Source organism: Oscillospiraceae bacterium, assembly GCA_031265355.1.
In the GTDB taxonomy this organism is placed as follows: Bacteria; Bacillota; Clostridia; order Oscillospirales; family UBA929; genus JAIRTA01.
Map to the genome: position 1 here is coordinate 1 of JAISCT010000001.1, position 17338 is coordinate 17338.

Below are 17338 nucleotides of genomic sequence, written 5' to 3' on the forward strand. Positions count from 1 at the left end.
GTTTATATTTGCTCATAAACTTGTACCTTCCTTCTTTATTGAGCACGCCAACTTGATTCTCATCCTTGCCGTAGACTTCGCATAGATTTTCAATTTTAATAATTCCATAGCCTTTGTCCTCCTAATCTTTGTGCGCCGTAATTATCGTATAACTGTAAGCGTTTACTGTAATGATCGAGTTATCCACGTAAACGTACCAGTTTTTGCCTTTCCTTTGAATGTTTTCGGTTGATAGGATGCTTTGTCTACACCAACCGACAACATCATCAGCCGTCAGGCCAAGATTTCGTTTTATGCGTTCCGCCCCCAATTCTGTCGTATGGAGCAAGTCAATGTTCTTTATCAATTCATTCATAAACGCATCCTCCGCACCCTAAAAACATCCACATCGGAAGTCAAAGCCAAAATTGATGTTTTGTAACACAAGCAATGTGCTGCGTTTTGGTTTCATTGATAAGCGGGTATTCTTTATTGTTTTCCGTATGATGAAACCGAAAACCGCATTTTTCGCTTACCCGCCTTGATTTTTCGTTGCCGTCAAAATATCCGCACCAAATAGCAGTCATACCCAAATCATCAAAGGCGTGCCGCATCAATTCGCGTACCGCTTTCGGAATAAATCCTTGCCCCCAATACGGCGCGCCGATCCAGTAGCCTATTTCAGTTTCATCGGCATTTATGTTAAGGTCGCTTTTATCCCCGATCAACAGACCGACGCTTCCGATTGCGGAGCCGTCATTTTTGATTGTTACCGCATAGGTTTCATCCGCCGAAAGAACCTCCCGGATAATCTGCCGGCTGTTTTCGACGCTTGTATGAACCGGCCAACCCGCCGCCGGCCCGACAAGAGGACTTTTCGCGTATTCATACAGACTCTCGGCATCCGATTCTTTCCACGGGCGCAAAATCAATCTGTTCGTTTCCAATATCATGACTGCCATCTCCCATCAGCTTGTATTCTGCCGGTGAAGACACGGTGAAACTCCCTGAATGCGGACGTGTCGCTCTCGCAAACATCAAACGCCTTGCAGCATTTCCATTTTCCGCCATCTGCGCCCAAATAGCCTTCGTAAAGCTCCAGCGCCATAAACGCATCAAAGGATTTGCCGTCAAGCGTGGTTATGCCATAGGCGCTTGCGGGGACGAAATCAAAGCGGCGATAATAGTCCGGGTGTCCTGTTATCAGCACAGCTTTGTAACCAAATTCACGGGCGCGGTTGAGACTGTGTTCTATGAGCATCGTACCGACACCTTGACGGTGCAGTTCCGGCTTAACACTGACCGGCCCAAAAACAAGCGCTTCCGTTTCTGTCCCGTCCGGCCGAATGATGGCGCACCTGCTGTACATAATATTGCCGACGATTTCGCCGTTCTTCTCTGCCACAAAGTCCAATTCTGGCACGAAGTCCGGGTCGCCTCTGAGCAGATGAGCGAGAAAATGTTCGTTCGTGTACATCTGGCCCGGAAACTCCATTGTTTCAAACGCCGCGAAGGTCAGCCGCTCCACTTCTTCATAATCGGCTTGCCGCTCGATGCGGATGGTGATGTCATGATTCGTCATTACAGTCCTCCTTGCACTGTCGCCAAGCCATGCTCGTACATATTCTTCCTTTACGTCCATTCGCTCGGCGATTTGCGGAACGTTCATACCGCTTTCTTTGAATCGTATCGCCACCGCCGTCATGGGTTCGCCGACTTCGATAATATGCCCGTCAGGGTCATAGAAGCGTACACAGCGCTGTCCCCATGCGTGTTCGATAGGCGGGTGTACAAGTTCCAACTCGCCAATATTCGATATGAAGCCGTCATAATCATCCGGTTTAAAATAAAGCTCCGCGTCGTTACCCTTGAAACGAACATCGAGGCCGCCGATAAAGGCGCGCCAGGAGGGGAGGGTTTGGAGATAAAATCCATCCGTGAGCGTGACGTTCGCGCCGTAGTCAGCGACTACGGCTTGGTTGAGATACTTCTTGTAAAACGCTTTTGAACATTCTAAATCCGTTACGGCCAAAAGCACACCGCAAAATTTCATTTATCAGCCCTCCATCTTTTGAAATGTTACGTGTTGCTCCTTCATCGAAATCTTGCTTATTTCTTCCCTTTGTTGTACTGTTTGATTTTCTTCATCGCCCAGTCGTAATGGCTCGGCGCGGCTGAAACGCAGTAAGTTCCTACATTGGTTGTCCCCGTCCAAGGAAAATGCTTCTTCTCAAAGAGTTCCTCATTGCTCAAGAATTCAATCAACGCCATAACCTTTGCGTGGCTGTCTTTGAGCATGGATTCCGCATCTTCATAGGTTGTGGACTGGTGCTTCTCCCAAAACCCGACATTCATATCGCCATAGCTTTTCCATGTGTACGGCGCAAGCAGGAAGGGTTTGTTGTTACCGTCTATGTTCGCTGTAACCCACGTGAGCAAAAGCTGATGCCACTCGTAGAGATGAACAAGGACGTCTCGCATATTCTTATCTCGCTCCCAGTGGGCTTCCTTCAATTTAGGGTCATCGCCAAAGTCAAACACGACAGACTTCGCCCCGCCAGGGATGGCATCAATCATCTTCCACATCTTTGACCATTGGTCATTTGCGGCCGCTATCAGCTCCGCTTTGGTTGTTGCTCTTGCCATTTCATTTTCCCTCCGCTTTCTGAAATGTAACGTGCTGCTCCTTCATGGAAATCTTGCCGACCGTATACCCATACGCTGCGGCTTCTTTCTTGTACGTCAAGAAAGAATGGTCTATCGGGAATCCGAGGATAGCTTGGATTCCCTCAAACGTGAGCCGGAGCGTTTGGCTTCCGCCGGTTTGAAGGTGTTCCCATAGCGGGTCATATTTGCTCATAAACTTGTGCCTCCTTCTTTCCTATTGTTTCTGTCATGAAGTTCCTTTTTCATAACCTCATAGACCAAGACCGCGTCATTTTCAACAACCAACTTTTTGTGCTTTACCGTTGCATACCCAAGTTTTTCGTATAACCGGACTGCCGGAAGGGAAGCGTCCAATACCGCCTCGTTATAGCTTTTAGCGATTTCATCCTCAAGCTGCCGCATGATATAACTGCCACAGCCTTTCCCCTGAAAAGCGGGCAGAACATAAACTCTTGTAATGTGATTGTCCGCGCGGCAGCTGCTTCCCACGAATTGATCGTCGCAAAACAATACCAATGCGCTTCCGCTCATAATGTCAGTCAACTTACAGCCCAAGTCAAAGTGATAAATTGAATTGTTTTTCTCATTTGTATTCCCGCTTTCCATAGGATGTATTCGCGTAGAGCCGTCAGAGCGCAAAATCCTCCGACTTGAAGTTGGCGTAATAGCGCCCTGACGCCGCTGTGAAGCACAGAACGCAGTAGTCGGGGTCGGTCACGCCGCCGGGGTAATACACGGTGTCGCCGTCTTGCCAAATCATTTCCTTGCTCGCGGCGTCCGTCAGCACTTCCATTGAACCTTTGAGCATAACGCCCCAGAAAAACCGCTTGTCGTAGAAATAGACACAGGCTTTCGGGTTGTCGCGGTACTGCGCCACCCGCATGGACGACGTGTTGGTGGTGAACCAGAAGCGCTGTATGCCTTCGCGCTTCCTCGGCGGCAGCATGGCTTTCATATTCGGGAAGCCGTTTTCGTCCACCGAGGCGATGAAAGATGCGCCTTGCTTGTCGATCAGGTTGCCGATGGTCTGTCCGGGATTTCTCATCATGGTCTTTGCCCTCCTATTTTATGTTCGATCCCCGCCAGAAAAAGCGAAAGGCAGTAGTCGAAACTCTCCACCGCGTCCGACGGATGCCCAAAGCCTCTGTGTCCGGCGATTGTGGCGAAGCCGTGGATAAGGCTGCGGAATCCCCTGATTATGTGGGAAACCTCAAGTTCCGTCAGATTCGTGTCCGTGAAAAGCTCAAGGGGCTTTTGATTATGCGTTACATTCCTTCCTTTCCGAGCGTCGCTTTCCCGATGAAAGCAATCGATATCGTAAGCCCGCCCGCGAGCAGCAGAGGGACATAGCCGGCGCTGCTAAAGCCTTGGAACGCCGCGCCGTACAGAAGCTGCCCTATCGGAGCCGCGCATTGCGCGACCGCCTGTATGATCGCCATGACCTTGCCCAGGTTTTCGCCCGGCGTTTTCGCCTGTATCCTGACAATGACGAAGATGGACAGGATGGTCGTCGCCGCCGTCATAAGCATGACGCAGAGCATAAAAACGACAAAAGGCGGCCAGAACCCTGTCCCAAGCGCCGCGGGCGTCACGGACAGCGCAAGAGGAACAAACAGAAGGGCAATCGCGAGTATCCACCGCCACACGGTATCCATCCGCATTTTCTTCGAGAACACGCCGACCGTGAGCGCCCCGATTATGGACGCCGCCTCGATAAGCCCCATGCCCGCCCCATATGCGGCGTCGCCGCTTTGCAGGGTCATTCGCAGGATAAGCGGAGAGGCCACGAGAAAGCAGGGGACAAGAACCAGATTCAGGAGCGCGGCGGTGATCATAAGGCTCCGTATGAACGGCTCTTTCCACACATAGGCAAAGCCGTCTTTCAAATCTCCGGCCAACGTCCGGATCATCCCGCCCGTCTGTGGACGTTTGGCAAACGGAATCTTGATGAACATTTCAGTAATTGCCGCCGCCGCGAAAGCCGCGCAGCTTATCGCGACAAGCGCCCGGATGCCCAGCGCGCCGTACAGGACGCCGCCGAGGACGGGGGCCGCTATGCCGGACAGGGATTGCACTGCCTGAATGACGCCGTTCGCGGACTCCAGCTTATCCTGCTCAACAAGCAATGGGATGCAGGCTGTGCCGTTTGGGGTTTCTATCGCGCCGACAATGCCGAGGATCACCATCACCGCCCCAACGGCAAACACGGACGCGTGACCACTGAGCATGATGAGCAGGAAAGCCAACGTAACGCCGCAACAGACAGCGTCGTACAGCACCATCAGGCGCTGGCGATTGAATCTGTCAGATATTGCCCCGCCCACCGGGGCAAGCAATACGGGTATACTTGAAATGGCGAACAGGGCGGCAAACAAATCCGCGCGCCCAGTCATATCCAAGACGTAGAGCGAGAGAGCGAAACGCAGCAGCGACGAGCCCAGCACGGTCACGACCTGCCCCGCCGCCATCAGTCGAAAATTTCTTGGCGGCGGCAAGATATAAGCCTCGGCTTTACTCATGTCCGTTTCGCCCGCCCGTTCCGGCCAAACCGTCAAACAGTCGTATCATGCCGCCGAGACTCCCGGTTTCAGCGCCGAGCAAGCGCTCCATCGTCCAAATAAAGTTGTGGGCTTTACGCGACAGCGCATCGGCGGTGAGACCGGCCATATGTTCGGCGTCGAACGCGCTGTTGCTGTATGTCAAAATCATTCCGATCACTTCCTCCGGGCAAGGCGTGTCAAACAGCCCCTGCTCCATGCCCTCGCGCACAACCCTCGCCATGACAGGGGTCGCGTCGTCAAAAAGCATGCGCTCTATCTTCATGTGCATGAGCGCGTTTTGCGGTTTGTGCAGATGCTCGGCCATCTGCAATCCTGTATCGTCGCTCACATGCAAGGCCAGCGCGGTTTTTACAAGGCGCTCGTGCACCGGGACGCTCTTGTCGGCGGCGGCGGCCTCGGCGGCCGCTATGAGCTTATCGCGATGCCGGCCTATCACCGCCTCCACGATGTCCTCTTTGGAGCTGAAGTGGTGGAAAATCGCCCCTTTGGACATGCCCAAGTTATCCACAATATCCTGTATCGTCGTCTGCTCGTAGCCCTTTTCCGCGAACAGCCTTGCGGCAACATCTATGATGTTGCTGATGGTCTGCTGTGAATTGTTCTTCCTCGGCATGGCGCGCTTCTCCTTTTCAGCAAGCCCAATTTAAGTACCGAACGTCGGTACTTAAATTAGCATAACATATCGTCTGTCGGTTGTCAATACTTCTTTCGGTTACTATGTCGGTTCGGCCTTCTCACGGCAAACAGCAATAACGATAATTGTGAACGCAAGCCAGATATGGTTCAAGTGTCAGAAGTGCGTCTGCCGAAGGCCGAGCCGATTTTTTGGCGCACAGTCGCGCATTTCTGGTATCGCGCCGCCCGCGATTGCCCACAAATACAGGCTCGCCACCGTGCCATAGGGTGAATATCGGCGGGCGTATTTGTCAAACAGCTTGCGGTCAATTTTCCTGTGGCGATAAAGCATACGCAAGCCACGCTGTATCGCCAAGTCGCCGAAGCTCATAACGTCAGGACGTCCAAGACAGAAAATCATCAGCATCTCGGCTGTCCAAACGCCGATACCTTTCAGCACGGACAGTTTGGCTATCACATCAGCCTCCGGCAGGAAACGGAGTTCGTCAACGTCAAATTCGCCGTTTTGAACTTTGGCGGCGAAGTCTTTGATGTAGTCCGCCTTCTTGAATGTGACGCCGCAGACTTGGATTTCTTCACGGGAAGCGGCGCAGATTGCTTTGGCGTTGACCTCTCCGAGCTTGTCGGTCAGATGCATCCAGACTGTTTTCAAGGCGGCGGAGGAAATCTGCTGTCCGACGATATGATAAACGACGGACTCGAACAAATTGCCATTAATTTCGCGCTCAATATGCCCAATTGCATCAATCACCTCGCCGAGCCGTTTATCCTTATGCTTCAAGTATTCGATTTCATTGTCACCGTATTCAAAATACATATTCACTCTCCCAAAACTTCCAAATTGAAAGTCTCATGCCGATTATATCCGGGCAGGGACTTTTTGGGGAACACGGTAAGTGGGTATTCGTCGTCGCCGAGCTTAATCATTGGTTCATCGGCTTTTTTCTTGGTCGTTACGCGCCTTTGCGGTACAAGTGCGGATAAATTCGCTCTTTGCATCCGTATAGGCGTCGCGGTTGTATTTATATTCCATAAGCAGTCGCCGTTTGAGTCCTTCGTACTCTGCCGCCGCTTCCGGGTGAGCGACGATATAGTCACGGAAGCGCGGTTCGTCCCAATCTCCGGCCTGCCTGACGTGCAGATGGAACACTCTCTCGGCAAATCCCTCCGGCGTATAGCCTTTGTTCCAATCCGACCGAACGTCAGGGGAAATCTGCTCCGCCATAAGCAGCCACCCACCATCGGCGAGTGATGTTTTCAGCCAATCTATATCGCAATCCGAGGCGACCTGCAACAAAATATCCACAATCGGCTTAGCGAGAAGCCCGTCTATTGCAGTACTTCCGATATGCTCAGTCTTCTCGATCGCGCCGTCTAAAAGCGTGAGCAGAGAGGATTCCTCATCTTTATACCAATCACGCCATGCGGGATTGTGTTCCGCAAGCTCAATCGGGAACAATTGCCAAAGTTCCTCCAGCGTCAGTCCAAAAGCGACCGTTTCCTTCCCGTCAAGGCGTTTGAGCATGATATAATCGGTTTTCTGCTCCTTGATGACTTTGTATCCGCACCACTCATACAACCGTAACGCCGCGTTTGCCTTTTGGACGGACAGCGAAACGGAAGCGATTACGTCCATTATCAGAAGTCCTCCAATTTCATAGCAAAATCTATCTCATGGTGGAGCGGTATCCCGTTCTGCCCAATATATGGTATTTCAGGCTTAAACGATTCCCGCTCCCGGTCTATTGCGCCCAGGTTCAAGCCGACCATATCAAATCCGCGCTTTTGATAAAAACCTATCGCGTTGATGTTGTCGTTTGACGTCAGCAGGCGCAGGATTGTGCAGCCCTTGGCAATGGCCGTCTGCTTTATTCTATCAATCAGGGCAGTGCCAAGCCCTGTGCGCGGGCGTTCACTGTTAAGTGATACAATTTCACAGGCGTCGCCGCGGATAATATAGGTCACGAGTCCGATGACGTTTTCGCCGGATTCGTCCAACGCGATGAAACCGGCTAAAACGGCGCAGTCGATGATTTCGCCACGTACCATCATTTGAGCAGTCTGCCACGCATGAGTGATGTAAGCAGTCGCAAGTTCGCGTGTCTCGGAGGTAATCGGCATTATGCTATGTGCGTTCATCATATTGTCATTCAATCCTTTTCAATTATCTTTGTCAATCGTTTTTACGCTCCAACTCCTGAATGATCAATGCTTTCGCTATCCGCAGCGCGCGGAGCCTGTTTTTCTGAAATGTTTTAATCGGCGCGGACCAGAAAATCACGCTGCCGTAATAAGAGATTATAGATTCACTCTCCGATGATCTTCACCAGCACCCGCTTGTCACGCATACCGTCAAACTCGCCATAGAATATCTGCTCCCACGTTCCGAAGTCAAGCTTGCCGTCCGTGACCGCCACGACAACCTCGCGCCCCATAACGGTTCGCTTCAAATGCGCGTCGGCGTTGTCCTCGTAGCCGTTGTGGTCGTATTGCTCATAGGGCTTCTCCGGCGCCAGCTTTTCGAGCCAGCGCTCGAAATCACGGTGCAGCCCGCTCTCGTTGTCGTTGATGAACACGCTCGCTGTGATATTCATCGCATTGACAAGACACAGCCCTTCGCGGATTCCGCTCTCAGCGAGCGCGGCCTCGACCTGCGGCGTAATATTGACGTAGGCACGGCGGACCTTGGTGTAAAAATGCAGTTCTTTTCGGTAGGATTTCATATTGGCTTATCCTCACTTTCTAACTCGCGCCGTTCGCCGCCTATACCGATGTACTAATCGTTCGACGGCTTCTTTCGCAGGTTCCTTTTGTATGCCCAAAAGACTTTACAAATCAGTCTTTATGAGATATGATACAAAGCGGATGATGTGCTCGGTAATATTTCCCATTTCAGACAGGAGGCATGTCGATGCGGCTGACGGTGCGGCATCTGACCAAAGCGTTCGGTGAAAAGCAGGTGCTGCGGGGCATCAACTTTGAAACCGAGAGCGGCACGGCTCTGGGGCTTTTGGGGCGCAACGGCGCGGGTAAGACGACGGCGATCCGCATTGTCATGGGCGTGTTCCCGGCCGACAGCGGCGAGATCCTGCTAAACGGACAGCCGCTCGATCGCGCGGCTGTGCACCTCGGGTACTTGCCAGAAGAGCGGGGCCTCTACGTCAAAAAACCTATCCTGGACCAACTCGTCTACTTCGCCCGACTGCGGGGCCTGACGGCGGCGGAAAGCCGCCGAAACGCGCAGTACTGGCTCGAACGCGTGGGCTTGGCGGCGTCCGCCCACAAACGGCTGGACACGCTGTCCAAAGGCAACCAGCAAAAGATCCAGCTCGTGGCGGCGCTCCAGTGTGACCCGGCCATCCTCATTTTGGACGAACCCTTCTCCGGCCTGGACCCCGTCAACGCCCGACTGCTCAAAGACATCGTCAAAGAGGAGATCGATCGGGGTAAGATGGTATTTTTTTCCAGTCATCAGATGAACTATATCGAGGAATTCTGTGACCAGATCGCCATTTTAAACGGTGGGCACATCGTCCTGTCCGGCGGTATCCGGGAGATCAAACGGAGTTACGAACGTAACCGCCTCCTTCTCTCCGGACCGGCGCTGCCCGCGATGCGCGGCTACATCCAGTCGGCGCTCTCGCCTCTCGTCAAAGAGATGTCGGAGACGGAGACACAGCTGTCCGTGACGTTGACAAGCGCACAGCACAAACGGGACTTTATCTCCGCGCTGGTCGAGCAGGATCTCGACTTCGATATGATCCAGGTCTACGAACCGTCGCTTTCCGACATTTTTGTCGAATACACGGAGGACGTCGTATGATGGCGCTGACAACCAAGCGCCCCCGACCAACCCCGTACTCGACACTGTGTCCGGCAGGCGTAATCAGAGGCGCGATCCCTAGACACACAGGGAGGACGGAGATGTCTGATGAGGCAATTTTGGCATGTATTTCGGTTTGAATATCTGAATTACGTGATGGGAAAAGGATTTCTCATCGTCACGTTGGTGATGATCTTGGTCATGGGCGTGACCCTTTTCTTCCCCCGTCTGTCGGCGCCAACGGCGGACAAAGGCGCCTGGGACAGCCCGCCGCCCATCCGGGCTCCCATGCCGGCGGCGCTCTCAGACTCCGACCCGGCGCTGGCGGCGGAGACTCTCCGGATGCTGACTGAAAAGATGCCCCAGTATGCGTTTGCGCTGGTGGACGGCGACGTGGAAACGCTGCGGCGTGCCGTGGAGGCGGGGACATACACCGTCGCCGTCGCCGTGTCGCCGCCGCTCTCGTATGTCTACATTGTCAATCAGCTCGGCCTGTATGATGTGTCGGCGGCGCAAATACACGACGTCATGGCCGCGCGCTTCAGATTGGGCAAACTACAGCGCGCCGGCCTGTCCGAGGCGGACCTCGCGGAGGTCCTCGCAGCGCCGGTGGCAGGCACGGTTGTGGAGATCGGCAAAAACCAGATGACCAGTTTTATTTATACGTATCTGCTGATCTTCCTACTCTACATGGCAATCATGCTGTACGGGCAGTTTGTCGCCAACGGCGTGGCCTCCGAAAAGAGCTCGCGGGCCATGGAGTTGCTCATCACATCGGCCAAAACGCAGAACCTCATCTTCGGAAAAGTGCTGGGCGCCGGGCTGGCCGGCCTCACACAGCTGGCCGCGCTGCTCGGCGCCGGCATTCTGTTTTATTCGCTCAACAGCGCCTACTGGACGGACAACGCCATCATCGCTTCCATCTTCTCTATGCCGGTGAGCATCCTCTTATATACCTGCCTGTTCTTTTTATTGGGCTTTTTTCTGTACGCTTTCTTATACGGCGCGCTGAGTTCGCTGGTCAGCCGCATGGAGGAACTGCACAGCGCCGTGCTGCCGGTCACGTTTGTGTTTCTCTTCTCTTTCTTTGCCGTCTTCATTGGCACGGTCAGCGGCCGCGTGGACACGCCGGCGATGACGGTCTTCTCCTTCATCCCCTTCACCGCGCCGATGGCCATGTTCGTCCGCATCTCGATGAGCAATCCGGATGCTTGGGAGATCCTCCTGTCCGTGACTCTCCTGGCCGCCGCCAACCTCGCCTGTGGTTATCTGGCCTCCGGCATCTACCGCGTGGGCGTACTGCTCTACGGCAAACCGCCGCGCCCGGCGGAACTGCTGCGCATCCTGCGCCGCGCCCGCCGTTGACTCCGCTCACTGTTTGAGCTTTTTGATTTCCAGTGGCGTGAGTTTGCGCCATTTTCCATATGGGACGCCCTGCAGCGTCAGAAAGCCCAAACGAACGCGGGCGAGACGCTTGACGGTGAGGCCCGCCTGTTCGCACATCAGGCGCACCTGGTGATGGCGCCCCTCGTGGATGACCAGAGACAGCACCCCGCCATCCTCCCGCCGTTCGACCAGTGCCACGCGCGCGGGTTTCACCGTGTACCCCTCGATCGTCATGGGCCCCGCAAGGATAGGCTTTGCCGTGTCCACAGGGCCCGTAACCCACACGTGGTATTCCTTTTCGATCTCATGCGACGGGTGAGTGATCCGATGCACCAGAGCGCCGTCGTTGCTCATGAGCAGCAGACCCTCCGTGTTGATGTCCAGACGACCGACCGGCACCAACCGCGTGTCGATCCCCGAAACCACGTCGCGCACGGTCCGCCGTCCCTTTTCGTCGGAGAGCGTCGTCACGACGCCGCGAGGCTTGTGCAGCAGGACAGTCATCGACTCCGGGCAGGGTCGTAGCGGCCGGCCGGAGACCTCGACGGCGTCGGACTCGATGTCGACCTTCTGCCCGATCACAGCCGTCTGCCCGTTGACCTTCACCCGCCCGCTCTCAATAAGCGTTTCCGCCCCGCGCCGCGAGGTCACGCCGTGCGCCGCGAGGATTTTGCTGAGCCGTTCTTGCATAAAAACGCCTTGCCTTTCCTTTTTCTATGGGCATCCATCTATCACGATGGGCACAGCGTGCACTGCGGCGGCACACCAAGATCCAACAACCGCCCCGGCGGCGTCACGCGGCACCGCGCCCGAAGAAGCCGGCGATCTTCTCCCCAAACGACTTCTCCGCCGGCAGATAGGCCTCGACGCCGGTCTCGTAATAGAGCCTCGTCTCTCCTACCGTCCGGCCGTCCACCACATAACGTACACGCCCGGCTGCGTCGCCGTGAAACACCGGCGCCCAAGCAAACCAGGGCAGGGAAAACTTCGTCTCCATCCGGGCCCACTCTTCGTCTGAGAGCGCCGCGGTCAGTCCCTGCCCTGCGCGCACCGGCACCAGACCCGACAACCCGGATACAACAGGTACACGGGCCAAAATCTCACCCTGCGTGCAGAGCGTCCGCTGCGTAAAGCGCGCAAACCCCATATCGTAGAGCGTCTGGTGGTCGTTCCAGTCGTCCGGCGCCTTCAATGTGACGGCAATAAGCATGCGTCCGCTCCGCTCCGCCATGGAGACCAGACAGCGCCCGGCCTTGATCGTATAGCCCGTCTTCCCGCCGATCGTGCCCTCGTAGTCCCACAGCAGCTTGTTGTGGTTGCGCATATCGCGCCCGGCCGCCTGGATCGTCTTTGTGGCGGTAACGGTACGGAAGGTGGGCGCGCGCATTGCCTCGGCGGCGATCCGCGCCAGGTCGCGCGCGCTCGCATAGTTGGCGTCGTCGTTGAGCCCGTGCGGGTTGGCAAAGTGCGAGTTCTGAAGCCCCAACGCCCCGACCTTCTCATTCATCAGCGCCGCGAAGTCTTCGATGCTGCCGGCGGTGTGCACGGCCAGCGCGGCGGCGGCGTCGTTGCCCGAGAGCAGCAACATCCCGTAGAGCAGTTCCTCCACGGTCAACCGCTCCCCCTCCTTCAGGGACATGGAGGAACCCTCCACACCGACACACGATGCGGGCACGGTGACAACGTCCTCCAAATCGCACCGCTCCAGCACCACTAAGGCGGTCATCATCTTGGTAATGCTGGCCATGAGCATACGCGCGTCGGCGTTTTTTTCGTAAAGGAATGTGTCTTCGACCGCGTCGTACAAGACGGCGCTCTCCGCAGAGACGTCCAGCGCGGACGCCGGCGGCGCGGAGACAACGCACAGAGAGAGCACACACGCGAACGCGCACAGCCGTGCAAGCCGTGTGAGAGGTACCCTATAATTCCTTTTCTTCCTCATCGTCCTCTTTTCCTTTCTTTCGCCCCAAAAGAGACGCGACCTTCTCCAGCAGCGCGGGTACGGCCTCGATCGCCCTGTCCACCGCACTGCCCGGCGGCGGCGCCACGGGGAGGAGTTTGACGCCCGTGGGACTCACCACCAAAAATGACACCGGATGGATGTTTACGGCGGCGCCGCTGCCGCCGCCGAAGTTTTTGTCCTCCTCCGGCTTGTCGTGTTTCCCCGCGTAATCCGTGCCGCCCGCGGCAAAACCAAAGCTTACCTTCGACACGGGGATGATTGTCGTACCGTCCGGCGTGGACACCGGCTGACCGACAATGGTGTTCACATCCACCATCTCACGAATCTTGGTCATTGTGACGCTCATCAGCTCTGGAATGGAATTTTTTTCCATATTCTCCACCCTCTCATCCATTGGTCTATTGTATTGAGACCGTCTTGCCTTTTATGCCGGGCCGGCCAACCGGCGCCGGAGAAAGTGTAGCGCCGTGCGCAGGAGTGCAAAGGGCCGGATAGACACGGAAGCCAGCAGATACACCTGCGGATGCGGGAGACTGTAATCGAGACCCACCGTGACGTTCGGGCGCTTCACACGCGCCAGCAGCGGCGCGGCCAGGCCCAAAGCCGCGTGCAGAGAACCGTACAGGAGCGCCGTGTGGGCGGCGTCGCCGGCACCGGCCACAACGTGGCAGTAGAATCTGTCCACGCGCAGCCCGCGCAGTAAAATCCCCGCGCTCTCCCGCGCCGGCCCCAGAAGAGCTCGGATGTCCGTCCGTTCGTCCGCCGTCCGTTTTGGGGGGCTGGACCCGGCCCTTCGTTTCGACGTCCTGGCCGGACGGCCCGCGACGGCGCGCGGCGACAAACGAAACATCAACACCCCCCAACGGAGCCGCAACAGGATCTCCCGGCCCGGTCGGACGATCAGCGTGAAGCGCAACCGCATCGTGAGCGCCGACGCCAGCGCCAGTACAACCCCGGCCGACACCCAAAAGACCATTGCCTCACCCTCCGTTCGTCACAGGCTGAGCTGCCCATCCTCCTCGGTGAGACCAAAGGGCAGCTCCGGCAATTCCTCCAGCGACGACAATCCAAAGGAACGCAAAAACACCGGCGTTGTCCGGTATTGGATGGGCCGCCCGGGCACCTCCAGCCGGCCGCACTCCTCAATGAGACCCTTCTCTGTCAGCGTGACCACGGTGTTGGAGCTGTCCACGCCGCGTACTTGATCGATGTACGCCCGGGTGGTGGGCTGGTAGTAAGCGACAATGGCCAGCACCTCCAGCGCGGGTTTGGAGAGCGGCGGCGCGCGCCTCTCCTCCAGCGCCGCACGGATCAGCTCGGCGTGCTCGGGCGCGGAGACGAGCTGCCAGCGGTCTTCCATGCGCACCAGCCGGATCCCACGGCGCTCAAAACGGTACTCGTCCGCCAGCTGCGCCAGCATCGCCTCGACCTCTCGGCGTTCCAGCGAGAGCAACGCACACAGGCGTTCGACGCCGACCGCGTCGCCCGCCGCAAACAAAATGCCCTCCAGTACAGACAAAATCTCCTTCACGTCCATAAGGCCCTATTTTCCCCTCAAACATAGTGAATAGTCCTCCCCGTGCTCGTCGACGGCGATTCGGCCGTCCCGGCACAGTTCCAACATGGCCAAAAACAGGGCCACCCGCCCGGACCGGTCTCTCCCCTGCCGCAGCAGCACGGAGAACAGCAGGCGACCGGCGGCCTCCAGCCGGTGGAGGACCAGCACGATCATGTCGCCCACGGGATGGGGTTCCCGGCCCACCAGGCGGGAAAACACCGCCGGGTCCGGCGGACGGCGCCGTTCCGCGCGCTGCTGCATCTGCAGGAGCGCCTGCCCCAGCTCCTCGGCGCTGTGGGTACGCGTGTACGTCTTGTCGACGGGCAGCGGCTCGGGCGGCTTTGTGTACAAGTTGCGCCCGATGTCGGCGCGCGCCAGCAGAAAATCGCGCCCGACGACAATGCGGCGGTAGTCTTCCTGCTGACGCCGCTGTTCCAGCGCCTGCATCAGCAGGAAGAGCTCCTCCTCCGGCTGCTCGTCGGACAGCGACAGCAACATACGTGACTTGATGTAAACCAGATGGGAGGCCATAACCACAAATTCGCTGGCGATTTCCAAGTCCATGCGTTTCATGAGCTCCAGATAGGCGAGATACTGGTCGACCAGTTCGGAGATCCGGATGTCACGGATCTCCATTTTGTTTTTGCTGAGCAGATGCAGTATCAGATCGAGCGGGCCCTCGAAATCCTCCAGCGTCTCCTGTGGACCCCGCACGGCCTGTTCCAGCCGAAACATGGGCGTCTGCATGGGACCCGCTCCCTTCTCTTTTTGCATGTTTGACCAAAATTATACGTACGCCGGCCTCACCCGGCGAGGCCGAGCCACACAAACGGCCGCGACGCCGCATAGCTGAGCCCGTAGAGCACCTGGTCCGTCAGAAATCCCAGCGGAACATCGAGCACGTCGGTGATGAGCAGCAGAGCGAGCAGCGCCATCCCATAGCGCTCGTACGCCAGGAGGCGGTAATACATGCGGTCCGGAATGAGAAGTCCCGCCACCTTCGAACCATCCAGCGGCGGGATGGGAAAGAGATTGAACACGCCAAGCCCGATGTTGATGACGGCCAAATAGAGAAAGAACATCTCCAGCAGACCGTCCCAGAGTGTCGGCACGAGCAGATTCGTCAGGAAGTACAAAAACAGCGCCAGCAACGCCAACAGAAAATTTGACACGGGGCCGGCGAGCCCCACCAGCGCGAAGTCGCGCCGCGGCTTCTTGAAATAGCGCAGGTCGACCGGCACGGGCTTGGCCCAGCCGAAGCCGGCGACGATCAGCAACACAAGGCCCAACGGGTCAATGTGCCGCCAGGGCTTAAACGACAGACGTCCTCTCTCCTGGGCGGTCTTGTCTCCGAGCCAATACGCGACCAGACCATGGGAGAGCTCGTGAAAGATGATGGCGATCAGCGCCGCCGGGATGATAAGAAGCTTTGTGGGAGTGAAGTCTTGCAAAAAACGCACAATGTCTCTCCTTCTTTATGCGCCGCGTCCGCTCGTTTACTGCGTCCGTTCGGCTGCGTCCGCCGGCTCTGTCACGACGAGAGCTGTACCCGGTGGAATGTCTTTTTCCCTTTTTTGACGACCAGCCCCCCGCGCACCTGCTCTGCGGTGTAGGAAACGCCAAAGGAATCGGCCTTTTGGCCGTTTACCTCCACCCCGCCCTGTTCGACCAGGCGGCGCGCGTCTCCCTTCGAAACGGCCAACTTGCAGGCGACGAGCATGTCCAGCACGGAGATGGCGCCGTTCGTAAACTGCGCCTGCGACAGCGCGGTGGTCGGCATGTCGTCGGCGTTCCCGCCGCCGCCGAAGAGAGAGAGCGCGGCCTCCTGTGCCTGCTCGGCCTCCTGGGCGCCGTGCACGAGAGACGTGAGCGCGAAGGCCAGGCGCTCCTTCGCGGTGTTGAGCTGCGCCCCCTCCCAGGCCGCCATCGCGTCTATCTCTCCCAGCGGCAGGAACGTCAGTTTTTTGAGGAAAGGGATCACGTCGGCGTCAGCCACATTGCGGAAATATTGGAAAAACTCAAAGGGACTTGTCTTCTCCGGGTCAAGCCAGACGGCGCCCTTCGCGGTCTTGCCCATCTTGATACCTTCCGAGGTGAGCAGCAGCGTGATGGTGAGTCCGTGCGCATCGTGCGCCCGTTTGCGGCGGATGAGCTCCGTACCCGCCAAAATGTTCGACCACTGATCGGCGCCGCCGCACTGGAGGTTGCAGCCGTACCGCTCGTGCAGGCAAAGGAAGTCATACCCCTGCATCAGCATGTAGTTGAACTCCAGGAAATTGAGACCGCGCTCCATTCGCGACCTGAAGCAGTCGGCGGCCAACATGCGGTTGACCGAAAAATGGATACCCACATCGCGCAGAAACTCGATGTAGTTCAGCCCCATCAGCCAGTCGGCGTTGTTCACCATGACGGCTCTGTCCTCCGAGAAGTCGATGAACCGGCCAATCTGTCCTTTGAATTTTTCCGCGTTGGCTCCGATGCGCTCAGCCGTCATCATCTGCCGCAGGTCGGTTCGCCCGCTGGGATCGCCCACCATTGTGGTGCCGCCGCCGATCAGGGCAATGGGCCTGTTGCCGGCACGCTGGAGATGGCGCATCAGAATGAGGGGCAGAAAATGCCCCACATGCAGACTGTCGGCCGTGGGGTCAAACCCGATGTAGAAGACCGCCTTGCCCTCATTCACCAGATCCCGCACCGTGTCGTCCCCGGTGGTCTGCGCGACCAAACCGCGCGCGTTCAGTTCCTCCCAAACCGTCATGCTTCTC

General features: G+C 56.8%; 23 protein-coding genes and 1 pseudogene. 2 read left to right on the forward strand and 22 right to left on the reverse strand.

Going from position 1 to position 17338, the window contains the following annotated elements; translation table 11 throughout:
- Positions 1-121: 121 nt before the first annotated feature.
- The 14 genes and pseudogenes from LBK75_00005 to LBK75_00070 all read right to left on the reverse strand — a co-directional run bounded on the left by LBK75_00005 (position 122) and on the right by LBK75_00070 (position 8566).
- Positions 122-355, reverse strand: a complete 234-nt coding sequence (locus tag LBK75_00005) for a DUF3781 domain-containing protein (protein MDR1156679.1) — start codon at positions 353-355, stop codon at positions 122-124.
- A 40-nt stretch (positions 356-395) separates the two neighbouring features.
- On the reverse strand, positions 396-932 hold the full coding sequence (locus LBK75_00010; GenBank protein MDR1156680.1) for a GNAT family N-acetyltransferase: 537 nt from the start codon (positions 930-932) through the stop codon (positions 396-398).
- Positions 929-1561: an N-acetyltransferase gene (locus LBK75_00015; GenBank protein ID MDR1156681.1), complete on the reverse strand. Its 633-nt coding sequence runs from the start codon at positions 1559-1561 to the stop codon at positions 929-931. Before LBK75_00015 ends, LBK75_00010 begins: the two co-directional genes overlap by 4 nt.
- 24 nt (positions 1562-1585) lie before the next feature.
- Positions 1586-2032 (reverse strand): annotated as a pseudogene (locus tag LBK75_00020) (glyoxalase).
- 56 nt (positions 2033-2088) lie between these two features.
- Entirely contained in the window at positions 2089-2625 is a 537-nt protein-coding gene (locus LBK75_00025; protein ID MDR1156682.1) for a ClbS/DfsB family four-helix bundle protein, read from the reverse strand.
- A 1-nt stretch (position 2626) separates the two neighbouring features.
- Positions 2627-2839: a hypothetical protein gene (locus tag LBK75_00030; protein ID MDR1156683.1), complete on the reverse strand. Its 213-nt coding sequence runs from the start codon at positions 2837-2839 to the stop codon at positions 2627-2629.
- Positions 2836-3252 (reverse strand): GNAT family N-acetyltransferase, encoded by a 417-nt coding sequence (locus tag LBK75_00035; GenBank protein MDR1156684.1) that lies wholly within the window; start codon positions 3250-3252, stop codon positions 2836-2838. The genes LBK75_00030 and LBK75_00035 overlap by 4 nt, the downstream gene beginning before the upstream one ends.
- Before the next feature lie 22 nt (positions 3253-3274).
- Positions 3275-3694, reverse strand: coding sequence for a pyridoxamine 5'-phosphate oxidase family protein (locus LBK75_00040; protein ID MDR1156685.1), 420 nt, complete (start codon positions 3692-3694; stop codon positions 3275-3277).
- A gap of 217 nt (positions 3695-3911) precedes the next feature.
- On the reverse strand, positions 3912-5165 hold the full coding sequence (locus LBK75_00045; GenBank protein MDR1156686.1) for an MFS transporter: 1254 nt from the start codon (positions 5163-5165) through the stop codon (positions 3912-3914).
- Positions 5158-5820, reverse strand: a complete 663-nt coding sequence (locus LBK75_00050; GenBank protein ID MDR1156687.1) for a TetR/AcrR family transcriptional regulator — start codon at positions 5818-5820, stop codon at positions 5158-5160. The genes LBK75_00045 and LBK75_00050 overlap by 8 nt, the downstream gene beginning before the upstream one ends.
- Before the next feature lie 177 nt (positions 5821-5997).
- Entirely contained in the window at positions 5998-6660 is a 663-nt protein-coding gene (locus LBK75_00055; protein ID MDR1156688.1) for a DNA-3-methyladenine glycosylase 2 family protein, read from the reverse strand.
- A 114-nt stretch (positions 6661-6774) separates the two neighbouring features.
- Entirely contained in the window at positions 6775-7479 is a 705-nt protein-coding gene (locus LBK75_00060) for a GrpB family protein (GenBank protein MDR1156689.1), read from the reverse strand.
- 2 nt (positions 7480-7481) lie between these two features.
- Positions 7482-7985 carry a GNAT family N-acetyltransferase gene (locus LBK75_00065; GenBank protein ID MDR1156690.1) on the reverse strand — a complete coding sequence of 168 codons (504 nt, stop codon included), beginning with the start codon at positions 7983-7985 and terminating at the stop codon, positions 7482-7484.
- Positions 7986-8149: 164 nt separating this feature from the next.
- Entirely contained in the window at positions 8150-8566 is a 417-nt protein-coding gene (locus tag LBK75_00070; protein MDR1156691.1) for a secondary thiamine-phosphate synthase enzyme YjbQ, read from the reverse strand.
- A 188-nt stretch (positions 8567-8754) separates the two neighbouring features.
- Between LBK75_00070 and LBK75_00075 the strand changes: the two genes are divergently transcribed.
- Both LBK75_00075 and LBK75_00080 read left to right on the forward strand, forming a co-directional pair.
- Entirely contained in the window at positions 8755-9666 is a 912-nt protein-coding gene (locus LBK75_00075; protein MDR1156692.1) for an ATP-binding cassette domain-containing protein, read from the forward strand.
- Positions 9667-9774: 108 nt separating this feature from the next.
- Positions 9775-11031: an ABC transporter permease gene (locus LBK75_00080; protein MDR1156693.1), complete on the forward strand. Its 1257-nt coding sequence runs from the start codon at positions 9775-9777 to the stop codon at positions 11029-11031.
- Positions 11032-11037: 6 nt separating this feature from the next.
- Here the strand turns inward: LBK75_00080 and LBK75_00085 are convergent, their stop codons facing one another.
- The 8 genes from LBK75_00085 to tyrS all read right to left on the reverse strand — a co-directional run bounded on the left by LBK75_00085 (position 11038) and on the right by tyrS (position 17331).
- Positions 11038-11742, reverse strand: a complete 705-nt coding sequence (locus LBK75_00085) for an rRNA pseudouridine synthase (GenBank protein ID MDR1156694.1) — start codon at positions 11740-11742, stop codon at positions 11038-11040.
- 103 nt (positions 11743-11845) lie between these two features.
- The gene (locus LBK75_00090) at positions 11846-12994 is read right to left on the reverse strand and encodes a D-alanyl-D-alanine carboxypeptidase (protein MDR1156695.1); all 1149 of its coding nucleotides are present in this window, start codon (positions 12992-12994) and stop codon (positions 11846-11848) included.
- Complete coding sequence (gene ytfJ, locus LBK75_00095) at positions 12972-13388, reverse strand: GerW family sporulation protein (GenBank protein MDR1156696.1); 417 nt, start codon at positions 13386-13388, stop codon at positions 12972-12974. Before ytfJ ends, LBK75_00090 begins: the two co-directional genes overlap by 23 nt.
- A 51-nt stretch (positions 13389-13439) precedes the next feature.
- Positions 13440-13991 (reverse strand): DUF2953 domain-containing protein, encoded by a 552-nt coding sequence (locus tag LBK75_00100; GenBank protein MDR1156697.1) that lies wholly within the window; start codon positions 13989-13991, stop codon positions 13440-13442.
- An 18-nt stretch (positions 13992-14009) separates the two neighbouring features.
- A complete protein-coding gene (gene scpB, locus LBK75_00105; GenBank protein ID MDR1156698.1) occupies positions 14010-14552 on the reverse strand; it encodes an SMC-Scp complex subunit ScpB in 543 nt (180 codons plus the stop codon).
- 6 nt (positions 14553-14558) lie between these two features.
- Positions 14559-15320, reverse strand: coding sequence for a segregation/condensation protein A (locus tag LBK75_00110; GenBank protein MDR1156699.1), 762 nt, complete (start codon positions 15318-15320; stop codon positions 14559-14561).
- 56 nt (positions 15321-15376) lie between these two features.
- Positions 15377-16033 carry a site-2 protease family protein gene (locus LBK75_00115; GenBank protein MDR1156700.1) on the reverse strand — a complete coding sequence of 219 codons (657 nt, stop codon included), beginning with the start codon at positions 16031-16033 and terminating at the stop codon, positions 15377-15379.
- A 71-nt stretch (positions 16034-16104) separates the two neighbouring features.
- A complete protein-coding gene (gene tyrS / locus LBK75_00120; protein MDR1156701.1) occupies positions 16105-17331 on the reverse strand; it encodes a tyrosine--tRNA ligase in 1227 nt (408 codons plus the stop codon).
- Positions 17332-17338 lie beyond the last annotated feature (7 nt).

Coding starts and splice junctions, on each gene's coding strand:
- LBK75_00045 (MDR1156686.1), bottom strand. CDS start 5,165: ATGAGTAAAGCCGAGGCTTATATCTTGCCGCCGCCAAGAAATTTTCGA.
- LBK75_00035 (MDR1156684.1), bottom strand. CDS start 3,252: ATGGAAAGCGGGAATACAAATGAGAAAAACAATTCAATTTATCACTTT.
- LBK75_00040 (MDR1156685.1), bottom strand. CDS start 3,694: ATGATGAGAAATCCCGGACAGACCATCGGCAACCTGATCGACAAGCAA.
- LBK75_00015 (MDR1156681.1), bottom strand. CDS start 1,561: ATGACGAATCATGACATCACCATCCGCATCGAGCGGCAAGCCGATTAT.
- LBK75_00075 (MDR1156692.1), top strand. CDS start 8,755: ATGCGGCTGACGGTGCGGCATCTGACCAAAGCGTTCGGTGAAAAGCAG.
- LBK75_00010 (MDR1156680.1), bottom strand. CDS start 932: ATGATATTGGAAACGAACAGATTGATTTTGCGCCCGTGGAAAGAATCG.
- LBK75_00005 (MDR1156679.1), bottom strand. CDS start 355: ATGAATGAATTGATAAAGAACATTGACTTGCTCCATACGACAGAATTG.
- LBK75_00055 (MDR1156688.1), bottom strand. CDS start 6,660: ATGTATTTTGAATACGGTGACAATGAAATCGAATACTTGAAGCATAAG.
- LBK75_00080 (MDR1156693.1), top strand. CDS start 9,775: ATGAGGCAATTTTGGCATGTATTTCGGTTTGAATATCTGAATTACGTG.
- LBK75_00025 (MDR1156682.1), bottom strand. CDS start 2,625: ATGGCAAGAGCAACAACCAAAGCGGAGCTGATAGCGGCCGCAAATGAC.
- LBK75_00030 (MDR1156683.1), bottom strand. CDS start 2,839: ATGAGCAAATATGACCCGCTATGGGAACACCTTCAAACCGGCGGAAGC.
- LBK75_00090 (MDR1156695.1), bottom strand. CDS start 12,994: ATGAGGAAGAAAAGGAATTATAGGGTACCTCTCACACGGCTTGCACGG.
- LBK75_00070 (MDR1156691.1), bottom strand. CDS start 8,566: ATGAAATCCTACCGAAAAGAACTGCATTTTTACACCAAGGTCCGCCGT.
- ytfJ (MDR1156696.1), bottom strand. CDS start 13,388: ATGGAAAAAAATTCCATTCCAGAGCTGATGAGCGTCACAATGACCAAG.
- scpB (MDR1156698.1), bottom strand. CDS start 14,552: ATGGACGTGAAGGAGATTTTGTCTGTACTGGAGGGCATTTTGTTTGCG.
- LBK75_00110 (MDR1156699.1), bottom strand. CDS start 15,320: ATGCAGACGCCCATGTTTCGGCTGGAACAGGCCGTGCGGGGTCCACAG.
- tyrS (MDR1156701.1), bottom strand. CDS start 17,331: ATGACGGTTTGGGAGGAACTGAACGCGCGCGGTTTGGTCGCGCAGACC.
- LBK75_00085 (MDR1156694.1), bottom strand. CDS start 11,742: ATGCAAGAACGGCTCAGCAAAATCCTCGCGGCGCACGGCGTGACCTCG.
- LBK75_00060 (MDR1156689.1), bottom strand. CDS start 7,479: ATGGACGTAATCGCTTCCGTTTCGCTGTCCGTCCAAAAGGCAAACGCG.
- LBK75_00050 (MDR1156687.1), bottom strand. CDS start 5,820: ATGCCGAGGAAGAACAATTCACAGCAGACCATCAGCAACATCATAGAT.
- LBK75_00065 (MDR1156690.1), bottom strand. CDS start 7,985: ATGATGAACGCACATAGCATAATGCCGATTACCTCCGAGACACGCGAA.
- LBK75_00100 (MDR1156697.1), bottom strand. CDS start 13,991: ATGGTCTTTTGGGTGTCGGCCGGGGTTGTACTGGCGCTGGCGTCGGCG.